This is a genomic window from Lentzea sp. NPDC037011 (genome assembly GCF_055607425.1).
This window is the reverse complement of sequence record NZ_JBVJRT010000004.1, coordinates 502,773-526,605: the sequence shown is the minus strand read 5'-3', so window position 1 is coordinate 526,605 and position 23,833 is coordinate 502,773. Positions and strand designations below refer to the sequence as shown.

Annotated in this window: 21 protein-coding genes; 12 read left to right on the top strand and 9 right to left on the bottom strand. The window is 72.4% G+C overall.

Translation table 11 applies throughout. From position 1 onward, the window contains the following. Nucleotides 1-67: 67 nt before the first annotated feature. Together ACZ7CH_RS14245 and ACZ7CH_RS14240 are read right to left on the bottom strand one after the other, a co-directional pair. Nucleotides 68-2,077, bottom strand: a complete 2,010-nt coding sequence (locus tag ACZ7CH_RS14245; protein ID WP_470374065.1) for an ATP-dependent Clp protease ATP-binding subunit — start codon at nucleotides 2,075-2,077, stop codon at nucleotides 68-70. Between the two features lie 195 nt (nucleotides 2,078-2,272). Then, on the bottom strand, nucleotides 2,273-2,671 hold the full coding sequence (locus ACZ7CH_RS14240; protein ID WP_360383885.1) for an ATP-binding protein: 399 nt from the start codon (nucleotides 2,669-2,671) through the stop codon (nucleotides 2,273-2,275). Between the two features lie 132 nt (nucleotides 2,672-2,803). Between ACZ7CH_RS14240 and ACZ7CH_RS14235 the strand changes: the two genes are divergently transcribed. Together ACZ7CH_RS14235 and ACZ7CH_RS14230 are read left to right on the top strand one after the other, a co-directional pair. Beyond that, on the top strand, nucleotides 2,804-3,382 hold the full coding sequence (locus ACZ7CH_RS14235; protein ID WP_470374064.1) for a biliverdin-producing heme oxygenase: 579 nt from the start codon (nucleotides 2,804-2,806) through the stop codon (nucleotides 3,380-3,382). Next, a complete protein-coding gene (locus ACZ7CH_RS14230) occupies nucleotides 3,379-3,942 on the top strand; it encodes a DUF4082 domain-containing protein (protein WP_470374063.1) in 564 nt (187 codons plus the stop codon). The genes ACZ7CH_RS14235 and ACZ7CH_RS14230 overlap by 4 nt, the downstream gene beginning before the upstream one ends. Nucleotides 3,943-3,988: 46 nt before the next feature. Here ACZ7CH_RS14230 and ACZ7CH_RS14225 read toward each other — a convergent pair whose 3' ends face one another. Then, the gene (locus ACZ7CH_RS14225) at nucleotides 3,989-4,387 is read right to left on the bottom strand and encodes a MerR family transcriptional regulator (protein WP_360383876.1); all 399 of its coding nucleotides are present in this window, start codon (nucleotides 4,385-4,387) and stop codon (nucleotides 3,989-3,991) included. A gap of 137 nt (nucleotides 4,388-4,524) precedes the next feature. Between ACZ7CH_RS14225 and ACZ7CH_RS14220 the strand changes: the two genes are divergently transcribed. Genes ACZ7CH_RS14220 through ACZ7CH_RS14210 form a run of 3 tightly spaced genes read left to right on the top strand, consistent with a single transcriptional unit; the run spans nucleotide 4,525 to nucleotide 7,997 of the window. Beyond that, nucleotides 4,525-5,829: a hemolysin family protein gene (locus tag ACZ7CH_RS14220; RefSeq protein WP_470374062.1), complete on the top strand. Its 1,305-nt coding sequence runs from the start codon at nucleotides 4,525-4,527 to the stop codon at nucleotides 5,827-5,829. Continuing rightward, nucleotides 5,826-6,881 (top strand): hemolysin family protein, encoded by a 1,056-nt coding sequence (locus ACZ7CH_RS14215; protein WP_470374061.1) that lies wholly within the window; start codon nucleotides 5,826-5,828, stop codon nucleotides 6,879-6,881. The genes ACZ7CH_RS14220 and ACZ7CH_RS14215 overlap by 4 nt, the downstream gene beginning before the upstream one ends. 33 nt (nucleotides 6,882-6,914) lie before the next feature. Then, nucleotides 6,915-7,997, top strand: a complete 1,083-nt coding sequence (locus tag ACZ7CH_RS14210) for a sporulation protein (RefSeq protein ID WP_470374060.1) — start codon at nucleotides 6,915-6,917, stop codon at nucleotides 7,995-7,997. Nucleotides 7,998-8,054: 57 nt separating this feature from the next. Here ACZ7CH_RS14210 and ACZ7CH_RS14205 read toward each other — a convergent pair whose 3' ends face one another. Then, nucleotides 8,055-8,840, bottom strand: coding sequence for an ion transporter (locus tag ACZ7CH_RS14205; protein ID WP_470374059.1), 786 nt, complete (start codon nucleotides 8,838-8,840; stop codon nucleotides 8,055-8,057). A gap of 70 nt (nucleotides 8,841-8,910) precedes the next feature. Next, nucleotides 8,911-9,624 (bottom strand): TetR/AcrR family transcriptional regulator, encoded by a 714-nt coding sequence (locus ACZ7CH_RS14200; RefSeq protein WP_470374058.1) that lies wholly within the window; start codon nucleotides 9,622-9,624, stop codon nucleotides 8,911-8,913. Nucleotides 9,625-9,707: 83 nt separating this feature from the next. Here ACZ7CH_RS14200 and ACZ7CH_RS14195 point away from each other — a divergent pair, with 83 nt between their 5' ends. From ACZ7CH_RS14195 to ACZ7CH_RS14185, 3 genes are all read left to right on the top strand, one after another. After that, the gene (locus tag ACZ7CH_RS14195; RefSeq protein WP_470374057.1) at nucleotides 9,708-10,568 is read left to right on the top strand and encodes an NmrA family NAD(P)-binding protein; all 861 of its coding nucleotides are present in this window, start codon (nucleotides 9,708-9,710) and stop codon (nucleotides 10,566-10,568) included. Between the two features lie 17 nt (nucleotides 10,569-10,585). Then, the gene (locus ACZ7CH_RS14190) at nucleotides 10,586-11,392 is read left to right on the top strand and encodes an endonuclease/exonuclease/phosphatase family protein (RefSeq protein ID WP_458432433.1); all 807 of its coding nucleotides are present in this window, start codon (nucleotides 10,586-10,588) and stop codon (nucleotides 11,390-11,392) included. Nucleotides 11,393-11,509: 117 nt separating this feature from the next. Continuing rightward, nucleotides 11,510-13,555 (top strand): serine/threonine-protein kinase, encoded by a 2,046-nt coding sequence (locus ACZ7CH_RS14185; RefSeq protein ID WP_470374056.1) that lies wholly within the window; start codon nucleotides 11,510-11,512, stop codon nucleotides 13,553-13,555. 103 nt (nucleotides 13,556-13,658) lie between these two features. Here ACZ7CH_RS14185 and ACZ7CH_RS14180 read toward each other — a convergent pair whose 3' ends face one another. Then, nucleotides 13,659-14,222 (bottom strand): TetR/AcrR family transcriptional regulator, encoded by a 564-nt coding sequence (locus ACZ7CH_RS14180; RefSeq protein ID WP_360383853.1) that lies wholly within the window; start codon nucleotides 14,220-14,222, stop codon nucleotides 13,659-13,661. A gap of 115 nt (nucleotides 14,223-14,337) precedes the next feature. Between ACZ7CH_RS14180 and ACZ7CH_RS14175 the strand changes: the two genes are divergently transcribed. The 3 genes from ACZ7CH_RS14175 to ACZ7CH_RS14165 all read left to right on the top strand — a co-directional run bounded on the left by ACZ7CH_RS14175 (nucleotide 14,338) and on the right by ACZ7CH_RS14165 (nucleotide 17,564). Next, a complete protein-coding gene (locus ACZ7CH_RS14175; RefSeq protein WP_470369123.1) occupies nucleotides 14,338-14,772 on the top strand; it encodes a DUF6069 family protein in 435 nt (144 codons plus the stop codon). A gap of 230 nt (nucleotides 14,773-15,002) precedes the next feature. Continuing rightward, complete coding sequence (locus ACZ7CH_RS14170; RefSeq protein WP_470374055.1) at nucleotides 15,003-17,027, top strand: MGH1-like glycoside hydrolase domain-containing protein; 2,025 nt, start codon at nucleotides 15,003-15,005, stop codon at nucleotides 17,025-17,027. A 75-nt stretch (nucleotides 17,028-17,102) separates the two neighbouring features. Next, the gene (locus ACZ7CH_RS14165) at nucleotides 17,103-17,564 is read left to right on the top strand and encodes a YybH family protein (RefSeq protein WP_458432429.1); all 462 of its coding nucleotides are present in this window, start codon (nucleotides 17,103-17,105) and stop codon (nucleotides 17,562-17,564) included. Between the two features lie 97 nt (nucleotides 17,565-17,661). Here ACZ7CH_RS14165 and ACZ7CH_RS14160 read toward each other — a convergent pair whose 3' ends face one another. From ACZ7CH_RS14160 to ACZ7CH_RS14150, 3 genes are read right to left on the bottom strand one after another with little or no spacing between them, the layout of a single operon-like run. After that, nucleotides 17,662-18,333 carry an AIM24 family protein gene (locus tag ACZ7CH_RS14160; protein ID WP_360383842.1) on the bottom strand — a complete coding sequence of 224 codons (672 nt, stop codon included), beginning with the start codon at nucleotides 18,331-18,333 and terminating at the stop codon, nucleotides 17,662-17,664. Nucleotides 18,334-18,352: 19 nt separating this feature from the next. Further along, nucleotides 18,353-19,708 carry a DUF2867 domain-containing protein gene (locus tag ACZ7CH_RS14155; RefSeq protein WP_470374054.1) on the bottom strand — a complete coding sequence of 452 codons (1,356 nt, stop codon included), beginning with the start codon at nucleotides 19,706-19,708 and terminating at the stop codon, nucleotides 18,353-18,355. An 11-nt stretch (nucleotides 19,709-19,719) separates the two neighbouring features. Next, nucleotides 19,720-20,292: a hypothetical protein gene (locus ACZ7CH_RS14150; RefSeq protein ID WP_470374053.1), complete on the bottom strand. Its 573-nt coding sequence runs from the start codon at nucleotides 20,290-20,292 to the stop codon at nucleotides 19,720-19,722. A 230-nt stretch (nucleotides 20,293-20,522) separates the two neighbouring features. Here ACZ7CH_RS14150 and ACZ7CH_RS14145 point away from each other — a divergent pair, with 230 nt between their 5' ends. Next, nucleotides 20,523-23,648, top strand: coding sequence for a GH92 family glycosyl hydrolase (locus ACZ7CH_RS14145; RefSeq protein ID WP_470374052.1), 3,126 nt, complete (start codon nucleotides 20,523-20,525; stop codon nucleotides 23,646-23,648). The last annotated feature ends 185 nt before the right edge of the window (nucleotides 23,649-23,833 follow it).

Here is a 23,833-nt window from a genome sequence, read left to right as displayed (position 1 = left end):
GCGTGGAGGCGGCGGTCGGGGAGGCGTTGCCGATCGCGGCGCGCGACTGCCCGACCCGGTCACCCGGTCATCCCGGCCGGTCGGTGACGGTCAGCTCCAGCCCGCCCTCCCCGGCCGTCACCACGACGTGCTGCCCCTCCCGCAGCTCCCCGGCCAGCAACGCCCGCGACAACCGCCGGTCCAGCTCCCGCCCGATGGTCCGCCGCAACGGCCGCGCGCCGTACTCGGGCACGTACCCGCGGGCCGCGAGCCACTCCACGGCCTGCTCGTCGACCTCCAGCGTGATGTCCTTCTCCCGCAACCGGTCGCGGGTGCGGTCGAGCAGCAGTGCGGTGATCTGCCGCAGCTGGCCGGCGTCGAGGCCGCGGAACAGGATGATCTCGTCGAGGCGGTTGAGGAACTCCGGGCGGAAGTACCGGCGGACGGTGCCCAGCAGCGGGCCGCGCAGGTCCTCGACCGGCACGCCCGAGGTGGCCGCGGCGAGCAGCTGGTCGGCGCCGATGTTGCTGGTCATGATGATGACCGTGTTGGCGAAGTTCGCGGTGCGGCCCTGACCGTCGGTCAGGCGGCCCGCGTCGAGCACCTGCAGCAGGGTGTTGAAGACGTCGCCGTGGGCCTTCTCGATCTCGTCGAGCAGCAGCACCGAGTACGGCACGCGACGGACTGCGCCGGTGAGCTGGCCCGCGTCCTCGTAGCCGACGTAGCCGGGGGGTGCGCCGATCAGGCGGGTCACGGTGTGCTGCTGGGCGAACTCGCTCATGTCGAAGCGGATCAGCCGGTCCTGCGAGCCGAACAAGGCCTCCGCCAGCGCGCGGGCGACCTCGGTCTTGCCCACGCCGGTCGGGCCGAGGAACAGGAACGAGCCGATGGGGCGGTTCGGGTGCTTGAGGCCCGCACGGCCTTGGCGCACGGCGTCGGCCACCGCCTCCACGGCCTCCTCCTGGCCGATGATCCGGCGGTGCAGGTGGTCCTCCAGGTGCAGCAGGCGGTGGCGTTCGGCCTCGGTGAGCTGGGCGACCGGGATGCCGGTGCTGCGGGACACGACCTCGGCGACGTCGTTCGCGCCCACCTCCGGGGCGTCGGCCAGTGCGGCGCGGGCGGCCTCCAGGTCGGCGACGGCGCGGTCGAGCTCGTCGTCGATCGCCAGCGCCTCCTCCGGTGGCGCGGTGGCGCGGTCCCGCTTCAGGCGCCGCACGCGGTGTTCGAGCTGCACCGGGTCGGCGGGCAGCGGGGACTTCTCGCGCAGCCGCAGCCGTGCGCCCGCCCGGTCCACCAGGTCGACGGCCTTGTCCGGCAGGAACCGGTCGGTGACGTAGCGGGCCGACAGCTCCACCGCGGCCACGACCGCCTCGTCGGTGATCCGCACGCCGTGGTGCAGCTCGTAGCGCGGGCGCAGGCCGCGCAGGATGGCGATCGACTCCTCGACCGACGGTTCGGGCACGAGGATCGGCTGGAACCGGCGTTCCAGTGCCGCGTCCTTCGCGATGTACCGGCGGTAGTCCTCGGCCGTGGTGGCGCCGATGACCTGCAACCGCCCGCTGGTCAGCACCGGTTTCAGCATGGTCGCGGCGTCCATCGGCGCGCCCTCGGCGCTGCCGGCGCCGACCACGGTGTGCAGCTCGTCGACGAACAGCACCACCATCCGGTTCGTCGCGGCCACCTCCTCGACGACGCCCTGCAGCCGTTCCTCGAACTCGCCGCGGTACTTCGCCCCGGCGACCATGCCCGCGAGGTCGAGCGAGATCAGCCGCCTGCCCTGCAGCGTGGCCGGCACGTCGCCGCTCGCGATCAGCGCCGCGATGCCCTCGACGACCGCCGTCTTGCCCACGCCCGGATCGCCGATGAGGACGGGGTTGTTCTTGGTGCGCCGCGACAGCACCTCGAGGACCTCCTCGATCACGTCCTCGCGGCCGACCACCGGGTCGAGCAGGCCGTCGCGGGCCGCCGCGGTGAGGTCGCGGCCGAAGTGGTCGGTGCGCCTGGTCGCCGACGGCGGCTGCCCCAGCCCGCCGAACAGCTTGCCCACCAGGTCTTCCAGCGAGTTGGACCCGAACCCGAACAGCCAGTCGTCACCCACTGCTCGCCACCTCCACCCGGTCGAGGGACCTGCACCCGCACATCGTCCCCCTTCTGGAGGGTGGACGTGACGGTCGTTCCGCCACCTGGCGCAGCGCCCGGCCGCAGCTCGCACCCCGGGGACCCGTGCTGAAGTTCCGGCCCGACGGCCACCCCGTCGTCGACCGGCTGCGCGACGTCGCCGCGCGTTCCCCCGTCAGTCGAGGGTGAACTCCGCCCACACGACCTTGCCGCGGCCGGTGGGCTGCTGCCCCCAGTCCGTCGCGAGCGCGTCGACCAGCGTCAGCCCGCGGCCACCCGTCGTGGTGCCCTCACGCGGCCGGGCCGGTGCCGGCTCGCCGTCCTCGACCTCGAACCGCAGCGAACCGGGTCGCAGCAGCAGGGTCAGCGTGCGCGGGGCCGCGCCGTGCCGCAGCGCGTTGGAGACCAGCTCGTCGGCGGCGAGCACCACGTCCTCCGCCTGGTCCGCAGTCAGCCCGGTGAGCTGCTCGCGCACCCAGTCCCTGGCGCGGCGCAGCTCGCTGACGTCGTCCTCGATCGCGAGGGTCCGCCGCGTGCCGGATCTGTCCGGCAGCACGTCTTCCGTCGTGGACACGTCGCCTCCAGTTCGTGGTCGGTGCGCAGAGCTGCCATCCGGACGTTCGTCGTGGGTTCGGACGCGGTTCGGGTCTTTTGAGGTTCCGTTCCGCCGAGGAGGCCGCCGCACCCCCGAGAATAGGGTGCGCGGGTGGACTTGCTCGCACGATTGCGCACAGAAACCCGCGGTGCGCACCATGCGCTGGAGGACGACCTGGGGTTGTCGGGCCGGCTCACCTCACCGGAGCGCTACGAGGAGGTGCTCGCGGCGTTCCTCGGTTTCCACGAACCGCTGGAGGAGGCGCTGGCCGCCGCCGTCACGGCGCAGCGGCTGCCGTGGTCGGTACTGCCGGGCGCGGACCTGCTCGCCGCGGACCTGCGCGACTCCGGCTGGAGCCCGGCGCGCATCGCGTCGCTGCCGCGGTCGGCCGCGCCGGACGTCGAGTCGCTGCCCGCGCTGGTCGGCTCGCTCTACGTCGTCGAGGGCGCCCGGCTCGGCGGGCAGCTGATCACCCGCTGGGTCGCCGGCGCACTCGGCCCGGTGCCGGTGTCGTTCTTCGCGGGTGACGGGGACGCGCGCCGCCGGCTGCGGCGGTTCGGTGAGCTGGCCGGGCAGGTCCTGCCGCCGCAGGACGTCCCGGCCGCCTGCGCGGCGGCGAACCGGCACTTCGAGCTGTTCCGCGAGTGGGTGGTCGCGTCCGACCACCGTGCTGCGCCGTCCGCGCGGTGACCGCTGCTCTGCTCGCCGCAGCCGGTAGCGGACCCCTGACGCCGACACTGCCGCAGTCCCACCTCTGCACGCCCACGGACAGCGGCCACGACGGGTACCGGTCCGACACGCTGCGGGACTTCCAGGTCCCGGTCGACGGCGGCCAGACCTGGCGCGACGGGTACCGCACCGCCACCGTGCCGCTGGGCGGCGAGACCGGTGTCGAACAGGCGTTCCACACGATCGTCAGCCATGTCGTCACGTCGTGGAACCACGACCGGGCCAGCCGCGTGCGGTTGTGGCGCGGTGACGGCACGCTGCTCGCCGACCAGGCCGTCACCGGCGCGTACGCCGACGCGTTCGCCACGCCGGTGCCGGTGGTGTCGGGGGTGGAGTACGTCGCCTCGTTCACCTCGCGCCACGGCCTGTACCGCGCGAGCACCGAGACGTTCCCGGCAACGGTCGTGCGCGCGCCGTTCGTGCTGCCCGCGCACGCCGGCGTGTACAGCTACGACGACGGGTTCCCGACCGAGACGTGGCGCGACAGCCACTACTGGGTCGCTCCGGAACTCCAGGCCTGACCGCCCTGACACGGGACGGCACCGCCGTCCCGTGTCAGGGAACCGCTCACGGCAGTGGCAGGTCCGGCGGCAGCTGCAACGCGATCGTGATCAGGTTGTGCACCCGCGTCGCGATCACCGCGAGCAGGCCCTGCATCTCCGGCGACGCGCTGTCCGCGGCCTCCTGCAGCACCCGCAGGTCGGTGTCGATGCGGTCGAGCAGCAGCGTGACGTCGCCGGTCCGCGCCTGCAGTGCAGTGCCGATCTCCTCCAGGGGCAGGCCGTGCACCTCCAGGCGCTGCACCAGGTGGATGCGGTCGACGTCGGCGGGGGAGTACAGCCGGTAGTTGCCCGCGGTGCGCTGAGCTGGGCTGATGAGACCCAGGGTCGTGTAGTAGTCGACGGTGCGGATGCTCACGCCGGCGCGGGCGGCCAGCTCTCCGATCTTCAGCAGGGCCTCGGACACGCACACCTCCTCGTCCTCACAACCGTACAGTGTCACGTGCTACTGTGAAGCATGCCTTCCGAAGCCGATGTAGACGGCTGCAGTACTGCGCCGGGGCGAGCCCGGCGAACCTCTCCCTTCCGTGTCGCGGGTGCGACATGTTGATCTTCTCCGGCCTGCTGGTGATCGTGGCGCTGACCGCCGCCACCGGCTACTTCGTCGCCCAGGAGTTCGCCTACATGGCGGTCGACCGGGGCCGGTTGCAGCAGATGGCCGAGGCGGGCGACAAGGCCGCCGAGCGCGCCTACCGGGTGACCCAGAAGCTGTCGTTCATGTTGTCGGGCGCGCAGTTCGGCATCACGGTGACGGCGCTGCTCGTCGGGTACGTGGCCGAGCCGCTGCTCGGCACGGGTCTGGCGACCGTGCTGGGACTGCCCGAGTCCGTGGGCGTGCCGCTGGCCATGGCCGTGGCGCTGATCTTCGCCACCGCCGTGCAGATGGTGCTCGGCGAGCTGCTGCCGAAGAACCTCGCGATCGCCAAGCCGGAGGCGCTGGCGACGTGGCTGGCCTCGTCCACGCTGGTGTACCTCAAGATCGCCGGTCCGGTGATCCGGTTGTTCGACGCGACGGCGAACAAGCTGCTGCGCTCCCTCGGCATCGAGCCGGTGGAGGAGCTGCCGCAGGGCGCCACGCCCGAGGACCTCAAGCAGATCGTCGGGGACGCGCAGGAGCAGGGCCACCTCGAACCGGAGCTGGCCCGGCTGCTCGACCGCGGTCTCGACTTCCGCGAGCTGGTGGCCGAGCAGGCCATGACGCCGCGCGTGAACGTCCACTCGGTGCGGGCCGACGAGCCCGCCGCCCGCGTGGTCGAGCTGCTCGCCACGGGGCACTCGCGGTTCCCGGTGACCGGCACCGACCTGGACGACCTGCGCGGTGTCGTGGGCCTGGCCGAGGTGCTGACCCTCGCGCCGGAGCAGCGGCCGCACACGCCGATCGGTGACATCGCGTCGTCGGCGCTCGTGGTGCCCACGACGCTGCCGCTGCCCGCGGTCCTGGAGCGGCTGCGCACCGAGCGCCGCCAGCTCGCCTGCGTGGTCGACGAGTTCGGCGGGTTCGCCGGCGTCGTCTCGCTGGAGGACCTGGCGGAGGAGCTCGTCGGTGAGATCCACGACGAGGACGACATCGTCGAGGACGCGATCGAACCCCTCGGCGACCGCCGCTGGCAGGTGCCCGGCCGCATGCGGCTGGACGAGGTGGAGGACGCCACCGACGTGCCGCTGCCCGCGCACGACTCCTACGACACGGTGTCGGGCCTGGTGCTGCACCAGCTCGGCCGCACGGCGGAGGCCGGTGACGAGATCGAGCTCGGCGAGGTGACCCTGCTGGTCGCCGCGGTGGCGCGCAACGTGCCGGACACCGTGGTGCTCACGGCGCGCACCGCACAGCGGGAGGAGGCCCGATGAGCACGACCTGGTCCCTGCTCGTGTCGCTGGTGCTGCTGGCGGCCAACGCGTTCTTCGTCGCCGCCGAGTTCGCGCTCATCGCGGCGAAGCGGCACCGGCTGGAGCAGGAGGCGGAGACCTCCCGCGCCGCACGTGCCGCCGTGGCCGGTGTCCGCGAGCTGTCGCTCATGCTCGCCGGCGCACAGCTCGGCATCACGCTGTGCACGCTCGGCCTGGGTGCGCTGGCCAAGCCCGCGGTGACGGACCTGCTCGACCCGCTGCTGCAGCTGACCGGGATGCCCGACGCCGTGGCGTACGGCATCGCGTTCACGATCAGCCTCGTGCTGGTGGTGTTCCTGCACATGGTCGTCGGCGAGATGGCGCCCAAGTCGTGGGCCATCGCCCACCCGGAGCGGTCGGCGCTGCTGCTGGCCGTGCCGTTCCGCGCGTTCGCCCACTCGGTCCGCTGGGTCCTGAGTGGACTGAACGGCACGACGAACGCCCTGCTGCGCCTGCTGAAGGTGGAACCGCAGGACGAGCTCGCCCAGGCACACCGCCCGGACGACCTGCGGCTGCTGGTGCGCCAGTCCGCCGAGCACGGCCTCATCCCGGAGAACCAGCAGCGGCTGCTCACCCGGATGCTGCAGGTGCAGAAGACGACGCTGCGCGAGGTGATGGTGCCGATCGCGGACGTCTCGACGGTGACCGAGCTGACGTCGGCGCGCGACGTCGAGCGCGCCAGCCTCCGCTGTGGACGGTCGCGCTTCCCGGTGAGGGACGAGCGCGGCGCCTACGTGGGCCTGGTGCACATCCGCGAGGCCATGAGGGCGACCGCCGGTGGGGCCGATCCCACCGCGCGGGAGCTGATGGGCCCTGTGCTGACGTTGGCGCAGGGGATGCCGGTGGCGGCCGCGGTGACGGCGATGCGCGCCGACCGCGCCCAGCTCGCGCTGGTGGCCGGCGCCGACGAGGCCGTGGTCGGCATCGCCGCACTGGAAGACCTGCTCGAAGAACTGATCGGCGAGTTCGACGACGAGACCGACGCACCGCGCGCAGCAGTGCGTTCGAACTGATCCTCACCTAGTCCCCGCAGGAGGAGACTGTCCATGTTCAAGCGGATGCTGAGCGCCTTCGGTGTCGGTGGCCCGTCCGTCGACACAGTGCTCGACTCGCCGTACGCCACACCCGGCCAGGTGGTCACGGGCCAGGTGCGCATCCAGGGTGGCAGCGCGGACGCCGAGATCGGCCAGGTCGTGCTGTCGCTGGTCACGCGCGTCGAGGTCGAGCACGGTGACCACGAGTACGCCGGTGTGTCCGAGTTCTTCCGGCTGGTGGTGCAGCAGGGTGTGCGCGTGCCCGCCGGTCAGCCGGTCTCGATCCCGTTCCAGCTGCCGCTGCCGTGGGAGACGCCGATCACCGCGGTCGGCGGTCAGCCGCTGCCGCGCATGACCGTCGGTGTGCGCACCGAGCTCGTCATCGCGGGCGCGCCGGACAAGGGCGACCTCGACCCGGTCCACGTGGGCCCGCTGCCGTCGCAGGACGCGGTGCTGAACGCCTTCGGGCAGCTGGGTTTCTCGTTCCGCAGCGCGGACGTCGAGGCCGGCCGCATCCACGGCGTGCACCAGGAGCTCGGGTTCTACCAGGAGATCGAGTTCTTCCCGCCGGCCCAGTTCGCGGGCCGCATCCAGGAGGTCGAGCTGACCTTCGTCGCTTCCCCGCACGAGCTGTACGTCGTGCTGGAGGCCGACAAGCGCGGCGGCATGTTCTCCTCCGGCGGTGACGCGTTCGGCCACTTCCGGATGTCGCACCAGGAGGCGCAGGTCGCCGACTGGGCGTCGGCGATCAACGGGTGGCTGTCGCAGATCTCCGATCGCGGCCACGGCGGCATGCCGTTCGGCGGCAACCCGGCGTTCGGCGGTCAGCCGGGCTATGGCGGCCAGCCGGGTTATGGCGGTCAGCCGGGTTACGGCGGCCAGCCGGGGTACGGCCAGCCGCACCCCGGCCAGTACGGCTACGACCAGCACGGGCACCACGGCCACCACGGCCAGCACGGTCACCGCAGCGGGCCGGGCATGGGCGGCATGATCGCCGCCGGTGCGGCCGGTGTGGTCGGCGGCATGGTGCTGGGCGAGGTCGTCGAGGAGGTCTTCGAGGACGACGGCGGGGACTTCGCGTTCGGCGAGGAGTGACCTGATCGAACGACACGGCGGGCGGCCCTGCAGGGGGTCGCCCGCCGTTCGTCCGCCTCAGCCCGGCACGCGGTCGCGCATCGCCGCCAGCTCGGCCCGCAGCGACCGCACCTCGTCGAGGATCTGCAGCGTCGCGGCCATCTCCTCGCGGTCGTGCTCCTCGGTCATCTGCGTCTGCATGGCGCTGACCGCCACGGCGATGAACAGGTTGAGCACGGTGAACGTCGTGACCACCAGGTAGCCGACGAAGAAGACCCACGCGAACGGCTTCTCCGCCATGACGGTGCGCGCGACCTCCGACCAGGCCTCCCCGGTCATCACCTGGAACAGCGTGAACAGCGAGTCCCCGAGGTCACCGAAGTACTCCGGCGCCACCGCGCTGAACAGCTTCGTGGCGATCACCGCCGACACGTAGAGCACCAGCGCCAGCAACGCGGTGATCGACGCCATCCCCGGCAACGCCGTGAGCAGCGCGGACACCACCCGCCGCATGCTCGGCACCACCGACACCAGCCGCAGCACGCGCAACACCCGCAGCGCCCGCAGCACCGAGAACGTGCCGGTGGCCGGCAGCAGCGTGACGCCCACAACCACTGTGTCGAACCAGTTCCACGGGTCGCGGAAGAACTCCCCGCCGTACGCGGCGAACCGCAGGGCGAGCTCGACCACGAACACCGCCAGCGCCACCCGGTCGACCGCGTGCAGCACGGTGCCGTGGTCGGCCAGGAGCTGGGGCGAGGTCTCCAGACCGAGCGTGACCGCGTTGATCAGGATGACGGCGGTGATCACTCTGGTGAACCACGGCGCGTCGACCAGGACGCGCAAACGGGCACGGGCGGTCAACGGAGGGCTCCTGGTGCGAGAGGTCGACTGGTGATGATCAACCTATCGAGTGAACGGAGCCTGTTGTGGATCAGCGTCTCCGTTGGTCCTGCAGCGCGGTCGTGGTGCGGGACAACCACTCGGTGAGCAACGTGCGCTCCCCGTCGCTGAGCGCCGGCAGCTCCGGCAGCGCCTCCTCGAACGCCAGCACGAGCGCCAGCGGATCGGCCGCGGGCGGCGCCGGTGCTGTGGTGAGGACCTGGCAGAGCACCGCCTCCAGCAGCACGTCGGCGAGCTGAGGATCGCGCTGGTCCTCCGGCTTGCCCAGCAGCGCGAGCACGGCCCCGCTGCCCGCGGCGTGGACGAGGTCCACCGCGCGTGCGACGGACACGTTCAGCAGTCCCGCCGCCGCCAGCCGCGTGATCCGGGCCCGCAGCACCTCGGTGCCGCCGGTGGCGGCGGGGGAGTGCCGGCGGCCGGGGCCGGTCAGCAGCAGGAACACATCGGGGTGGGAGAGGCTGAAGGCGAGGTGGGTGCGCCAGGCGGCGCGCAGGTCCTCGACCGGGTCGCCGTCCTCCGCCTGGGCTCTGGCGGACTTCTCGGTGACGTGGTCGGCCATCAGCTGTTCCGCGACCGCCTCCAGCAGGCCGTCCTTGTCGCCGAACAGCCGGAAGATCGTCGGTGCCGGGACGCCTGCCTCCTGGGCGACGGCGCGGGTCGTCACGGCCTTGGCGCCGCCGGTGCGCAGCAGGTGGGCGGCCGCGGTGACGATCTTCACGCGAGCGTCGGCGCCGGTCTCCGTCATGGATCAACGATATCAGCATCGAGCTATCGCCGATCCGAATCAGTGATAGCGTGATTGTGAATCACTGGTTCAGGGAGGCTTTCATGATCATCGTCACCGGGGCGACCGGACGGCTCGGCCGCCAGGTCGTCGAGGAGCTGCTGGAGCGCGTTCCCGCCGGGATCGTCGGCGTGAGCGTGCGCGACCCCGGGAAGGCGGCGGACCTCGCCGCGCGGGGCGTGCGGGTTCGCGCGGGCGACTTCACCGAGCCCGCGACGCTGGACCGCGCGTTCGAGGGTGCGGACCAGGTGCTGCTCGTCTCGGCCGCGATCCGCGGGCCCCAGGCGGCTCAGGCGAGCCGTGCGGCGGTCGACGCGGCCGTGCGCGCGGGAGCGTCTCGGGTGCTCTACACGAGTCACCAGGCGGCCTCGCCGGACTCGTTGTTCGACCCGGGACGGCAGCACGCGGCGGTCGAGGAACACCTGGCGCAGCAGGACGTCCCGCACACGGCGCTGCGGCACGGCTTCTACGTCAGCACGCTGGAGCACTACGTACCCGATGCGCTGCGGACCGGTGAGCTCCGCCTGCCCGCGGACGGGCCGTTCTCGTGGACGGCGCACGCCGACCTCGCCGAGGCGGACGCCGCCGCGGTGACGAAGCCCGGTCTCTTCGACGGCGCGAGCCCGCCGCTCACCGCACCCGGCCTGCTCGACTTCGCCGACGTGGCAAGGGTTCTGAGCGAGGTCACCGGGCGGACCATCAGGCGGGTCGTCGTCGACGACGAGGAGTGGAAGGCAACTGTGATCGGCCACGGCACGCCGGAAGGGCTGGCAGAGTTCACCCTCGGCATGTTCCGCGCGGCGCGGGCCGGCCAGTTCGCGGTCACCGACCCGGCGCTCGAAGAGCTGCTGGGGCGTCCGGCGACCGCGGCGCGCACGGTGGTCGAGGAGATCGCGCGCCGCTGACGACCGGAGGGGAACCGATGGGGGCGAGGGTTTCGGCCGTGCTGGCGGCGCTCGTGGTGGTGCTGGCGACGGCGGTGCCGGCGGCGGCCGCGGAACGGTTCTGGGCGTTGCAGCTCAACCTGTGCAACAGCGGGGTGGCCGGCTGCTACGCGCAGGGCCGCGCGGTCCCCGAGGCCGCCGACCTCATCCGGCGGGTGCGGCCGAACCTGGTGACGCTCAACGAGATCTGCGCCGGCGACCTCCCGGGCCACCTCGTGGCGGCGATGACGCAGGCGTGGCCGGGCGACGTGGTCTACCAGGTGTTCGCCCCGGCGCTGCGACGGGACACCGGCACGCCGGTGAAGTGCACCAACGGCCAGGACTACGGCAACGCGGTGCTCGGCCGGGTCGCGGCAGCCGGTCATCAGGGCGTGCGGACGTACACCGGCCGGTACGCGAGCCAGGACGGCGGCAACGAGCAGCGGACCTACGCCTGCGCCTACGCCGTCGGCAACCACCTCGCGTGCACGACCCACCTGTCGGCGAGCAGTGAACCGGTCGCGCTCGCGCAGTGCCGGGCGCTGCTGTTCGACGTGGTCCCGGCCATCCGGTCGGCGGAGGGGCTGAGTGGCCGGACGGTCGTCGGCGGCGACTTCAACCTCGAGCACGACCCGTCCGACCCGGAGAACGCGCAGAACTGCGTTCCGCCCGGCCACGTCCGCAAGGGCGACGGCGACGTGCAGCACGTGGTGTTCTCCGGCGACCACGCGTTCGTCAGCACCGCCAGGTACGGCCTGAGCCACACCGACCACGACGGGTTCCTGGTGCGCCTGACGACACCGTGATCACCCGATCGGCGTCCAGGCCCGCCGGGCGCCGATTAGGCTGCTGCGGTCGGCGGAACCCGCAGCGGTCTGCGCGCGTCGACTCGGACGGACAAGGCGCTCGGGAACACGGGGACGATGACGGAAGAGACGTTCGGGCCGTACCGCATCGAGCAGCTGCTCGGTCGCGGCGGAATGGGCGAGGTGCACCGGGCCTACGACACGGCGCACGACCGGTTCGTCGCGCTCAAGCGCCTGTCGCCCGGCTACCACGACGACCAGGAGTTCCGCGCCCGCTTCCGCCGCGAGGCGCAGATCGTGGCCCGGCTGCGCGAGCCGCACGTCATCCCCATCCACGCCTACGGCGAGATCGACGACCGCCTCTACCTCGACATGCGCCTGGTCGAGGGCGCCGACCTGTCCGACGTCATCGACCAGGGCACCCTCGAACCGGCCCGCGCCGTCCGCATCGTCGAACAGGTCGCGAGCGCCCTCGACGCCGCCCACGCCGACGGCCTCGTGCACCGCGACGTGAAGCCGTCGAACGTCCTCGTGACCTCCGGCGACTTCGTCTACCTGGTGGACTTCGGCATCGCCCGCAGCGCCTCCCCGTCCGTGACGGGCCTGACCGCCTCCGGTTCGGTGGTCGGCACCCTCGACTACATGGCCCCGGAACGCTTCGAGAGCGGCCCGGTCGACGGCCGTGCCGACGTGTACGCCCTGGCCTGCGTCCTGTTCGCGTGCCTGTCCGGCCGCCGCCCGTTCACCGCGGACGGCACCGCCGCCCAGATCTGGGCGCACATGAAGGAGGCCCCGCCCAAGGCCTCGCCGCTGAACCCGGCCGTGCCGCCTGCGCTGGACGACGTCATCGCGAAGGGCATGGCGAAGGACCCCGCCGACCGGTACGCGACGGCGGGGGAGCTGGCGCAGGCGGCAGCGCGGGCGTTGACGGCTCCGAGGATCGGGGCGCCGGGCGGTCACGGAACGCCCGCGGGCGGGTTCGCCGCAGCTCCCGGGCATGGCACGCCGCCTGGTGGGTTGCCCGCCTCGGTCCCAGGTGCGCCCGCCGGTCACGGCACGCCGCCTGGTGGGCTACCCGTTCCGGCTCCAAGCGCGCCCGCCGGGCATGGCACGCCGCCGGCTGGGTTGCCCGCTCCGGTCCCAAACGCGCCCGGCGGCCACGGCACACCACCCGCCGGGTTGCCCGCTCCGGCCCAGGGCACGCCGCCCAGGCCCGCTGGCCACGGCGGTGCGGTCGGTCGCGGCGCAATGTCCGGCGGCCCGGCACCGGCTCACCCCACTCCGCCCGGCGCCCTCGCCGCGCACCCGACCCCACCGGCCGGGCAGCCCGCGCCCATGACCCCACCGGCCAGCCAAGCCACTCCCGGCCTCCCCGCCGCTCACCACTGGGCCCAACACCCCGGCCAGCCCCAGTTCCCCCGCGCGACCACCCCCGCCGCTCCGCCGTTCCCCTCCACCGGCCCCCAACCGTTCACCGGCCAGCCGCCCCGGCGCACCTCACCAGCCAAACGGGCCGCGCTCGTCGGCGGCACGCTCGCGGTCGTGGTGGGCATCGTCGCGACGGCGCTGATCATCGCCAACGGGGACCGCACCCTCGGGTCCGGCTCGTCCAGCACCACCCCGACCAGCACCACGACGAGCACGACCACCTCGGCCACGCCGACGACCACCACCACGACCCGGACGCCGCAGGACGACGCCCTGCTGGCCGCGCTGCCCACCGTGTACCGCACGGCGAACTCGTGCGTGCGCAAGGAGCCGGACAGCGGTGCGGTCGCCGCGGTCCGGTGCACCACCGCGAACGCCGCCTACGACGGGCGGCTGGCGCAGCCGGACGAGGCGGAGTTCCGGCTGTTCGCCGACCAGGCCGCGCAGAACGCGTTCTTCATCGGACTGGTGACCGCGCGGGGCATCCCGCGCATGGACGACCGCGGCGGGTGCCGGCCCAAGTCCGACCCGATCCACTACGCGCTCTACTACCGCTCCACCTCGGGACCGCTGCCCGGTGAGTTCACGACGTGCTTCCTCGCCGAGGGCAAGGCCGAGGTCTGGTGGGTCGACTCGCGCACGCTCACGATCGGCGTGCTGCGCAGGCCGGGCGACATCGACACCCTCGACAAGCTCGACCTGTGGTGGAACACCCAGATCCTGTCCAAGTTCTGAGCAGTTTGCCGGCTGTCGTGCCTTCGACGCCCCAAGTCCCCGCCCCCGGCTCTGCCAGGGCAGCAAGGAGGGGGAGAGGCGGGCAAGACTGCTGGCCAGGTGCCTAGTCGGCCAGGTGACCGCGCAGGAACCGGCGCACGACGGTCTCGGGGTCGGCGGGTGCCTGCGTGGCGCGCTGGTCGATGCGCCGTGCGATGCCGCGCATCATCACCGGGCCGACCAGGGCGAAGAACGTGTGCCGCGGCGGTTCCACGACCAGGGCGCCGCGCCGCTGGTGGTGCAGGACGACCGCGTCGACCTTCTCCAGCAGTGACTCCGGCTCGGCCAGCACGGCCGCGACCTCGGGGCTGAACTTCGCCTCCCGCATCAGGGTCAGCACCACGCCACCGCGCGTCTCGTAGAGGCGCGCGTAGTAGTTGACGATCGTGAGCAGGTCGGCGGCCACGTCGTCGCCCGGAGTGTCGATGTCCAGGGAGAACCCGGCGAAGCTGCTGCGCACGGCTTGGCGCAGCAGGTCCTTCTTGGAGCCGAACCGGCGGAACAGGGTCGCCTCGTTGATCCCGGCGGCGTCGGCGATGGCACGGGTCGTCGCGCGCTCGTAGCCCTGCTCGGCGATCACCGCCAGCACCGCGTCGAACACCGCCGCGTCGGTCACCCGGCCAGCCACTCAGCCCTCCCCGATCGTCCGATAATGCAAGTGGACACTTGCATTATCGGCGCCGGATGGCTACCTTCGTTTGCAAGTGACCGCTTGCAATTCAGCCTACCGAAGGACAGGGCCCATGGCCGACACCAGCCTCCCCGCACGCCCCGCAGGTCTCGCGCCCAGCACCGGTGAGGTCGTCGTCGGCCTCCTCGGCGCTGCGGTCATCTCGACCGTCGTCAACGCGGTGATCGCCCTGGTCGCGGCCAAGTTCATCCCCGAGGGCACCGAGCGGATGGGCCTCGCCCTGAACGAGTACGCGCCCGCCACGGTCATCGGCATCGCGCTCGGCACGCTGGGCTGGTACCTGGTGCGCCGCTTCGCCGGCAACCCGCGGCGCGTGCTGCGCGTGCTCGTCCCGGTCGTCGTCGTGGTCTCGTGGATTCCCGACCTCGGCATCCTCGCCGGGGGCGCGTCCGTGGTGAACTCGCTCGCGCTGATGGCGATGCACCTCGTGGTCGCCGCAGCCACCGTGCCGGTGCTGATCCGCATCCTGCCGCTCGGCGCCCGGTGAGCCGCTGAGGAGCGCGACGGGGACCGCGCCGACGCCGCTGCGGCGCAGGACCCCGGTCGCGTGGTCCCGGGCCGCACCGCCGCCGCGGCCCGGGACCGCACCGCCGTCCAGTCGGCGCAACGCCGTGACAGAAGCGGACAGGATCTTCTCCGGCACGGTCCGTGAGAGCGTTCCCGTGGTGCACTGCTGATCGGCTCCGGGCGGGTCCGGTGCCGAGGGAGGTGCGGCGGATGGGTCCCCGGCGGCGGATCGGACATGTCCTCCTGGCCCTGCTGGTGGTGAGCGGCGCGGTCACGGCCGCCACACCGGCCGCGGCGGTGGTCACACCGCCGTCACTGCGGTTCGCCAACCCGCACAGCCAGGCGCTGTACGGCAACGCCTACGCGACCGCGCTGGACAACCTGTTGCGCCGCAACACCATCGCCTACGACCCCCGCTACGACGAGAGCGGCCTGCTGGACCCCGGCACCGGCATCGTCCGCGCGGGCGGCGGGTACGAGCAGCCGTGGACGCGCGACGCGTCGATCAACAGCTGGAACGCGACGAGCCTGCTGGACCCGGCCCTCGCGGAGAACACGCTCTGGGCGGTGGTGGACAAGGACTCCACCGGTGCGCTGCGGGTGCAGCAGGACGACCAGCAGTGGGACCAGGTCGTCTGGGTCACCGCCGCGTGGCACCACTACCTCGTCACCGGCGACCGGGAGTTCCTCGCCCACGCCCACCGCACCGCCGCGAACACCCTCGCCATCCGGGAGAACGCGAGCAGCGCCGGCTTCAACCGCACCTACGGGCTGTTCACCGGCGCGTCGTTCTTCAACGACGGCATCGCCGGCTACCCCGCGCCGCCCGCCGACGCGACCGAGTCGGTCAGCACCGGCAGCATGCCGTGGCCGGGCATCGCGAGCGGCATGTACCTGAGCACCAACGAGGTCTACTACGCCGCCTACACCGGTGCCGCGGACATGGCCGACCGGCTGGGGCTGCCGCAGCAGGCCGCCGCGCACCGCGCCAAGGCCGTCGCGCTCAAGGCCGCGATCAACCGGCACTTCTGGAACCCGGCGACCGGCCGGTACGACTACCAGCTGCTCGCCGACGGCACCCGCGGCGCCCACCAGGAGGGCACCGGGCTCGCGTTCGCGATCCTCTTCGGCATCGCGAGCCCGGCGCAGGCGCGGTCGATCGTCGCGAACGCCAGCGGCATGACGTGGGGGATGCCCGACACGTTCCCGCACTGGGACCGCTACTCCGACGCCCAGCCCGGCCGCCACAACGCGATCGTCTGGCCGCTCGTGCAGGGCCTGTGGGCCAAGGCGCTGGCCCGGCAGGGCGACACGAACCGGTTCGCCGCCGAGACCGCCCGCCTCGCGAAGCTCGCCGTGAACAACAGCGGCTTCTGGGAGGTCTACAACGGCACCACAGGTGTGGTGGACGGCGGCTACCAGCGGCTGGGGGACGCGGTGAAGTTCCACTGGGGCTCCGAACCCGACCAGACGTGGTCAGCCACGGCGTTCCTGGACATGGTCCACACCGGACTGTTCGGCCTCGGGTACACCGACCGGGGGCTCACGTTCGCGCCGAACCTGCCCGCGGGCTGGGGCGACGTGACCCTGCGCGACGTGCGCTACCGCGGCGCCGACCTCACGATCTCCCTGCGCGGCGCGGGTTCCACGATCCGCTCGGTCACGGTCGACGGCCGACCGTCGCGCGCCGAGGTGCCCGCCACGCTCACGGGTGCGCACACCGTCGAGATCACGCTGACGGGAGCCACCGACGGCGACCGCGACGGTGACGGCGTCACCGACGCACGGGACCGCTGCGCCGACACCGCCGGCACGGTCTCCGGCTGCCCGGCACCCACCCGCCTGGAGGCCGAGGACGCCCACAACACCGGTGGCGTCAAGACGAACGTGAACCACACCGGCTACTCCGGCCGGGCGTTCCTCGACGGGCTGTGGGCCCAGGGCGCCGCGTCGTCGTTCACGTTGCACCGCACGACGGCGGAGCCGGGCTCGGGCGCGCTCACCCTGCGGTACGCGAACGCCCACGGCGACGCCCGCACGATGACGCTGTCGGTCGACGGGCGGGCCGTGCGCCAGGTGAGCTTCCCGAAGGTCTCCGACAGCTGGGACGCCTGGGGCACCGTGACGTTCGACGACGTCCCGCTGACCGGCCGCGACCCGGTGGTCACGCTCTCGTACGGCGCCGGCGACACCGGTGCGATCAACCTCGACTGGCTCGCCTGCCGCGGCGCCTGAGCGGAGGTGACCCACCGGCTGGGTGGGTGTGACGCACCCTGCCGGGCGCGCGTGCGCGGTCCTACCGTCGAGATCATGAACGCTGCACAGGTGATCGCGGACCAGCACGAGCGGTGGGTGTTCGGCTGGGACCGCCGCGAGGGGGACGAGCCCTTCGACTTCCGGCGCGTCTTCGGCGAGCTCTACGACTTCGGCTCACCGGACGTCCGCCTCTACGACGACTTCGACCCCGGGCACCGGGTCGCCACCTCGGCCGCCGGGTACGGCGCGATCTGGGAACCCGCCTTCCGCACCACGACCTCGGCGCACCACGTGATCGACGACGGCCCGCACGTCATCGCCGACGGGAACCTGGCCGCGTCCACGCTGCGGTTCGTGGCGCGGATCGTGACGCACGAGCAGGTCACGCACATCCGCACCACGACCTCGCTGGTCTGGCGCCGGACACCGGACGGGTGGCGGATCGTCCGCGAGCACAACTCGACCGAGGTGCTGGACCCCGTCCAGGACGCCGAGGTGCTGGAACGGCTGGGATGACGGGAGCACCTGGTCCGAAGCGTGTCCTCACCCCGCACATCGCGGTGTCCGTGGCGGCCGGGCGGCTGAGCGGCAAGGCCGCTCAGCCGGGTGTCCGTCACTGCGCGGTCGGCACCGGGTGGCCCTCGGACGCCTGCACGACGACGATGCCCTGACCCGACAGCGCGAGCTGGTAGGCCTCACCCGAGCCGCGGCCGATGACCGCGCCGAGCTTGGCGGTCTTGCGGATCGACGACTGCAGCGAGGTCGACCACAGCACGGCGGACTGCATGTCGACGAACGTCGGCACGTCCACGTTCAGCACGACCGGCGTGCCGTAGGCGGTGACGGCCAGCGCACCGGTGCCGGTGAACGTGGTGTTGAACAGGCCGCCGCTGAGCATCGACGCGCCCTCGGTGCGGTTGATGTCCCACGTCAGCGTGCTGTCGAAGGCGAGGACGTTCTTGCCGTTGACGGTGACGGACTCGTTCTCCAGGTACAGCACGAAGATCTCGTCGGCGTCCTGGGCGAGGAACACGTCCCCGCTGCCCGACACCTTCATCAGCGACATGCCCTCGCCGGTGAACGCCTTCTTGAACAGCTTGCCGAGGCCGCCGGCGCCCTCGTAGGCGAAGTCGACGTCGCCCTGGTAGGCGACCATGGAGCCCTGCTTGGCGAAGAAGTGACCGCCGCTGCCGGTGAGGTCCACCTTCAGCATGCGTTCGTTCTGCAGTTGGAAGCTTCCCGGCTCGACGGACCGTTCCTGGTGGTTGAACAGTGAGCTGCGCATGCGGGAATCATGCAGGTGATCATGGGCGCGTGCACGCCTTTCGGACGATTCCGCGTGCCATTGTGGCGAACACGATGTCGTGCAACGGTTTCTGCGCCACCCAGTACAGCCGGCCGAGCAGCCCGTCGGCGGTGAACGTGATCTTCTGCCGGTAGCGGGTGCGGTCGCCCGCGCGGTCCACGCGCATGTCGAGCAGGGTGTGACCGGGCATCTTCATGTCCGCTCGCAGCACCAGCTGCCGCGCGTCGTCGTCGCGGTGCACGACGGTCCAGAAGTCGACCACGTCACCCTCGCCGACCTCGGGTGCCCGGCCGCGGTACAGGCCGATGCCGCCGAACAGGTGGTCGATCGCGCCCCGGACCGTCCACACGAGGGGGATGGTGTGCCAGCCGTCCTTGCCTCCGAGCGCGTTCACCGTGCGCCACACGTCCTCCGGTGCCGCGTCGGTCAGGACGGTCCGCTCCTCGGTGAACACCTCGCCGTCGGTGCGCTCGTCCACCGGGGTGGTCGCGGCGCGGATGGCGTTGTCCACACTGGTCAGACCGCCGGGCGGTGCGGGCAGCACGTCGGTGACCGGGGGAGAGGTCGCGGTGAGGTCGTGGTCGAGCGAGGCGAACAGCGGTTCCGCGACGGCCGCGGACACCGGTGTCACCAGCCCGGCGACCTGTGCGGCGAGCTTGTGCGACCACAGCGGTGCGGGCAGCGGCAGGCGCACGGGCAGCCGCAGCACCCGCGCGCACCGCTGCACCAGCTCCAGGTAGCTGAGCTGCTCGGGCCCGAGGACGTCGAACACGCCGTCGACCGGTTCCGGCAGGTCAGCGGCGGCCCCGAGGAAGTGCACGACGTCGTGGACCGCGACGGGCCTGCTCGTGTTGTGCATCCACGACGGCACCGGCACCCACGGCGTGAGCCGCGCCGAGGACCGCAGCAGCTCGAAGCTCGCCGAACCGGCCCCGATGACCATGGACGCCTGCATGACGAGCGCGGGCACCGGTCCCGCGGCCACGACGTCACCGACCTCGGCCCGGGACGCGAGGTGCGCGGACAGGCCGGGGGAGTCGGGTCGCGGCCCGCCGACGTAGACGACCTGCCGCACGTCCGCGTCCGCCGCCGCGGTGACGAGCACCGCGGCGGCTTCGCGGTCGACCTCGGCGAAGTCGGGACGGTCCAGCGAGTGCACCAGGAAGTACACGACGTCACAGCCGGTCACGGCCTCCCCGACCACGTGCGGGTGCGTGGCGTCGCCGACGTGCACCAGCACGTTCGTGGGGAACCGCGCCGCCTGCGTGCCGTCGCGGACGAGCACCGCCACGTCGTGGCCGTGCCGCAGCAGCTCCGGCACGAGGCGCGACCCCAGGTGCCCGGTCGCGCCCATGACGAGGCACCTCACCGGATGCCGGTTCTGTTCTGCAACGCCCCGACCTTGATGCCGTACAGGAAGAACACCGCCATGAACACCTCGATCTGCTGCTGCGACGTGAGGCCGTCGAGGTCGACCGCGACCTCCGTCTCCCGCACGTCCGCCGGCTCGGCCAGCCGCCGGTTGAACACCGCGCGCGCCACGTCCTGGCTGCGTTCGTCCACATCGGCGTGGAACAGCCTGCGCAGGTCGCAGTCGGGCGGCAGCGGGTGGCGGACGAGCTCTGCGGGGTAGCGGGCGGTCATGACCCGCGCCGCCGTGTTGAGCGCGTGGGCGATGAGCTCGGCCCCCTTGCCGAAGTGGTCGACCATCGCGACCAGCTCGTCGAGCGTCGCGACGTCGTCCTCGATGCTGACCGGTGTGGCGATGTCGAGGTCGAGGCGTTCCATGGCCATCGCGACGTTCGCGAGCACCTGCGCGGGGTCGACGACGAACCTGTCGCCGAGGTGGGCGCTCGCCCGGTGGTGGTGCGGATCCAGTAACTCCTGCGCCTCGCGGTCGAGGTGCGCGTGCAGGAGGTCATCGTGGTCGGTCGTCACGCGCAAGACGTGCCCACTTTCGGGTGAGCGCAATCGTCCCTCCACGAAGGAGCGACGGCGCGATTGGCAGCCGGGACCATCGGGTACCTCCCACCGATGCGGGCCGCTGCTCCCGCAGATCGCCGCATCCCGCTGGCCGTGCCCCATCAACGAGGACGGCCTGTCCCGAACCGGTCAAATCACCGCCGACAACGTTGACAGCCCTCCACGTCTGCGGAACGTTCCGATACATGCGCAGCAGCGGAGTGGTGGGTCTGGCAGCCGCGTTCCTCCTGGTGGTCCCGTTGGCCGCGTCGGCGCAGCCCCAGACCCCGCCACCGCTGGTCGCCGACCCGACCGCCCACGTCGACCCGTTCATCGGCACCGGGAAGGCCGGCGCCGCCGTCGGCGAGATCAACAACTTCCCCGGCCCGTCCGTGCCGTTCGGCATGGTGCAGTTCTCGCCGGACACCCTCGGCTCGTACGCCGGCTACCAGTACCACAGCGACAAGATCCGGGGATTCAGCCTCACGCACGCCAGCGCGGGGTGCAGCGTGTTCGGTGACGTGCCGATCCTGCCGGTCACCGGCGCCGTGGGGGAGCAGCCCTGGGACCGGGTGGAGACCTTCCGGCACAGCAGCGAGCAGGCCGAACCCGGCCACTACGCGGTGACGCTGGAGGACTCGCGGGTCCGGGCCGAGCTGACCGCCACCACCCGCACCGCTCTCGCGACATTCACGCTCCCCGCCGACGGGCACGTGCTGGTCAAGGGTGGCGCGAGCCTCTCGGGCAACTCCGCGGCCGACCTCACCGTCGAGAACGACACCACGGTCACCGGTTCGGCCAGCACCGGCGGTTTCTGCGGCAAGGCCAACAAGTACACCGTCTACTACGCCATCACGTTCGACCGGCCGTTCACCGCGAAGGGCACCTGGGACGGCAGCACCGTCACGCCGGGCAGCGGCAGCGTCCGGGCGCCGCGGGCCGGTGCCTACCTGAGCTTCCCAGCGGGGCAGGTGAAGGCCAAGGTCGCGCTGTCCTACGTCGACGTCGACGGCGCCAAGCGGAACATGGCGCAGGAGGTGCCCGACTGGGACGCGGACCGGGTGCGAGCGGACACCAGGGCGCGGTGGCGCACCGAGCTCGGCAAGATCCGCGTCGCGGGCACGAACGCCGACGAGCTGAAGACGTTCTACACCGCGCTGTACCACTCGTTGATGCACCCCAACACGTTCAACGACGTGGACGGGCGCTACACCGGCTTCGACGACCAGGTCCACCCGCTGCCCGCCGGCCGCACCCAGTACGCCAACTTCTCCGACTGGGACACCTACCGCAGCCTCGCGCCGTTGCACGCCATGCTGTGGCCGCGGCAGGCGAGCGACATGGCGCAGTCGCTGGTCAACGACGCGGTGCAGGGCGGCTGGTGGCCGCGCTGGCCGCTCGCCAACGACCACACCGCCCAGATGACCGGCGACAGCTCGGTCCCGCTGATCGCGAACCTGCACGCGTACGGCGCGCGCGACTTCGACCTCGCCACGGCGCTCAAGTACCTGGTCAAGGGCGCGACCAGCGTCGACACCACACCGGGCGGCTACCGGGAACGGCCGGGCATCGACGAGTACGTGCGGCGCGGCTACCTGCCCAACACCGACGTTGCCCGCGGCGACCACGCGCGGGCCGGTGCCTCGATCACCCTGGAGTGGTCGGTCGACGACTTCGCCATCGCCCAGCTCGCGCAGGCCGCCGGTGACCGCGCGACGGCCGCCGAGTTCGCGAGGCGGGGCCAGAACTGGCAGAACCTGTTCAACCCCGCCACCGCGCACGTCCAGCCGCGCGACGGCGCCGGCCGGTTCCCGGCCGGTCCCGCGTGGCCCCCGTCGGCAGGCGGCTTCGGCCAGGACGGCTTCGACGAGGGCAACGCGGTGCAGTACACGTGGATGGTGCCGCACAACCCGGCCGGCCTGATCACCGCGATGGGCGGCCGCGACGCCGCGGCGGCCCGCCTGGACGCGTTCACCACCAAGCTCAACGCCGGCCCGTCAGAGCCGTACATGTGGGCGGGCAACGAACCGGCGTTCGGCATCCCGTGGCTCTACAACCACACCGGCCGCCCGTGGCGCACCCAGCAGGTGGTCCGGCAGATCATGACGACGTTGTTCAACGCCACCCCGGACGGCGAGCCCGGCAACGACGACCTCGGCGCCCAGTCCTCCTGGTACGTCTGGGCCGCGCTGGGCCTGTACCCCGCGACACCCGGCACGTCCGACCTGGCCGTGCACAGCCCCCTGTTCCCGCGGATCGTGCTCGACCTGCCTGGCCGCGACCTGACCATCACCGCGCCCAAGGCCTCCGCCACCGCGCCGTACGTGCACGCCCTGCACCTCGACGGCCGCGACCACGAACGCACCGGCCTGCCGCGCGACCTGCTCCGCACCGGCGGCCGGCTCGACTTCGACCTGAGCACCACCCCGGACCGCGGCTGGGCCACCGGCGCCGACGCGGCCCCACCGTCCTACCGCGACGGTGAGCACGACTTCCTCGCGAGCGCCGACAACCTGGTCACCGTGCGCCCCGGCGGCACCGCCGAGCTGACCGTGTCCGCGCGCAGGCTGGCCGGCGACGACCGCACGCTGTCCGTCACCAGCGCACCGCCCGCCGGCATCACCGTCACCGGCCCGCAGCGGTTCCCGCTCGCCGACGGCCAGGTGAAGCTCCAGGTGGGCGCGACCGCACCCGAGGGCTACCACGACGTCCCGCTGACCATCAGGGGTGAGCACCACACCGTGACCACCGCGGTCACCGTGCTCGTCGCCCCCGAAGGCAGCCTGGTCACCCGCTACGGCAACACCGGCGTCTCCGACGACGACGACAGGTCGCAGGCGAACCTGGACGGCGCCGGCAACAGCCACTCCCGCCAGGCCCTCGCCGAGGCAGGCCTGACCGGCGGCACACGCGCCGAGGTCGCCGGCACGACGTTCACCTGGCCCGCCACCCCGCCCGGTCGCCCGGACAACGTCGCCGCCGACGGCCAGACCGTGACCCTGACCGGCGGCCCGACACGGCTGACGTTCATCGGCGCCGCCACCAACGGCGACCACCGCGGCACGGCCACCGTCACGTTCACCGACGGCACCACGGCACCGGCGGACCTGTCGTTCGGCGACTGGGTCCTGCCCGGCGGCAAGCCCGACACCCCGGTGTTCGGCAACACCGTCGTCACGCACCCCCGCTACCGCAACGTGCCGCGCGGCGGCACTGGACCGGCGTTCGTCTTCGCCACCGCGCCGTTCGCCGCGCCGGAGGGCAAGGTGATCGCGAGCGTGACCATGCCCGTGGACAGGCAGCTCCACGTGTTCGCCATCGGCACGGCGTGACGGCCTCGTAGCGCTGCAGCAGGTCCGCGAGCGGCGGGCAGCCGTCGCACGCCGCACCCGTGGCGGTGCCACCGGGCGTTCTCTCCACGGAGTGGGCTGCAGGTCGAGCAGGCCGTTGCGCAACGCGAACAGCGTCGCCGTCGACCGGGACGACGCGCCGGTCTTGGGTAGATCCGCTCGATGTG

Coding starts and splice junctions, on each gene's coding strand:
- ACZ7CH_RS14220 (WP_470374062.1), top strand. CDS start 4,525: ATGTTGATCTTCTCCGGCCTGCTGGTGATCGTGGCGCTGACCGCCGCC.
- ACZ7CH_RS14215 (WP_470374061.1), top strand. CDS start 5,826: ATGAGCACGACCTGGTCCCTGCTCGTGTCGCTGGTGCTGCTGGCGGCC.
- ACZ7CH_RS14210 (WP_470374060.1), top strand. CDS start 6,915: ATGTTCAAGCGGATGCTGAGCGCCTTCGGTGTCGGTGGCCCGTCCGTC.
- ACZ7CH_RS14200 (WP_470374058.1), bottom strand. CDS start 9,624: ATGACGGAGACCGGCGCCGACGCTCGCGTGAAGATCGTCACCGCGGCC.
- ACZ7CH_RS14195 (WP_470374057.1), top strand. CDS start 9,708: ATGATCATCGTCACCGGGGCGACCGGACGGCTCGGCCGCCAGGTCGTC.
- ACZ7CH_RS14190 (WP_458432433.1), top strand. CDS start 10,586: ATGGGGGCGAGGGTTTCGGCCGTGCTGGCGGCGCTCGTGGTGGTGCTG.
- ACZ7CH_RS14185 (WP_470374056.1), top strand. CDS start 11,510: ATGACGGAAGAGACGTTCGGGCCGTACCGCATCGAGCAGCTGCTCGGT.
- ACZ7CH_RS14175 (WP_470369123.1), top strand. CDS start 14,338: ATGGCCGACACCAGCCTCCCCGCACGCCCCGCAGGTCTCGCGCCCAGC.
- ACZ7CH_RS14170 (WP_470374055.1), top strand. CDS start 15,003: ATGGGTCCCCGGCGGCGGATCGGACATGTCCTCCTGGCCCTGCTGGTG.
- ACZ7CH_RS14165 (WP_458432429.1), top strand. CDS start 17,103: ATGAACGCTGCACAGGTGATCGCGGACCAGCACGAGCGGTGGGTGTTC.
- ACZ7CH_RS14160 (WP_360383842.1), bottom strand. CDS start 18,333: ATGCGCAGCTCACTGTTCAACCACCAGGAACGGTCCGTCGAGCCGGGA.
- ACZ7CH_RS14155 (WP_470374054.1), bottom strand. CDS start 19,708: ATGGGCGCGACCGGGCACCTGGGGTCGCGCCTCGTGCCGGAGCTGCTG.
- ACZ7CH_RS14145 (WP_470374052.1), top strand. CDS start 20,523: ATGCGCAGCAGCGGAGTGGTGGGTCTGGCAGCCGCGTTCCTCCTGGTG.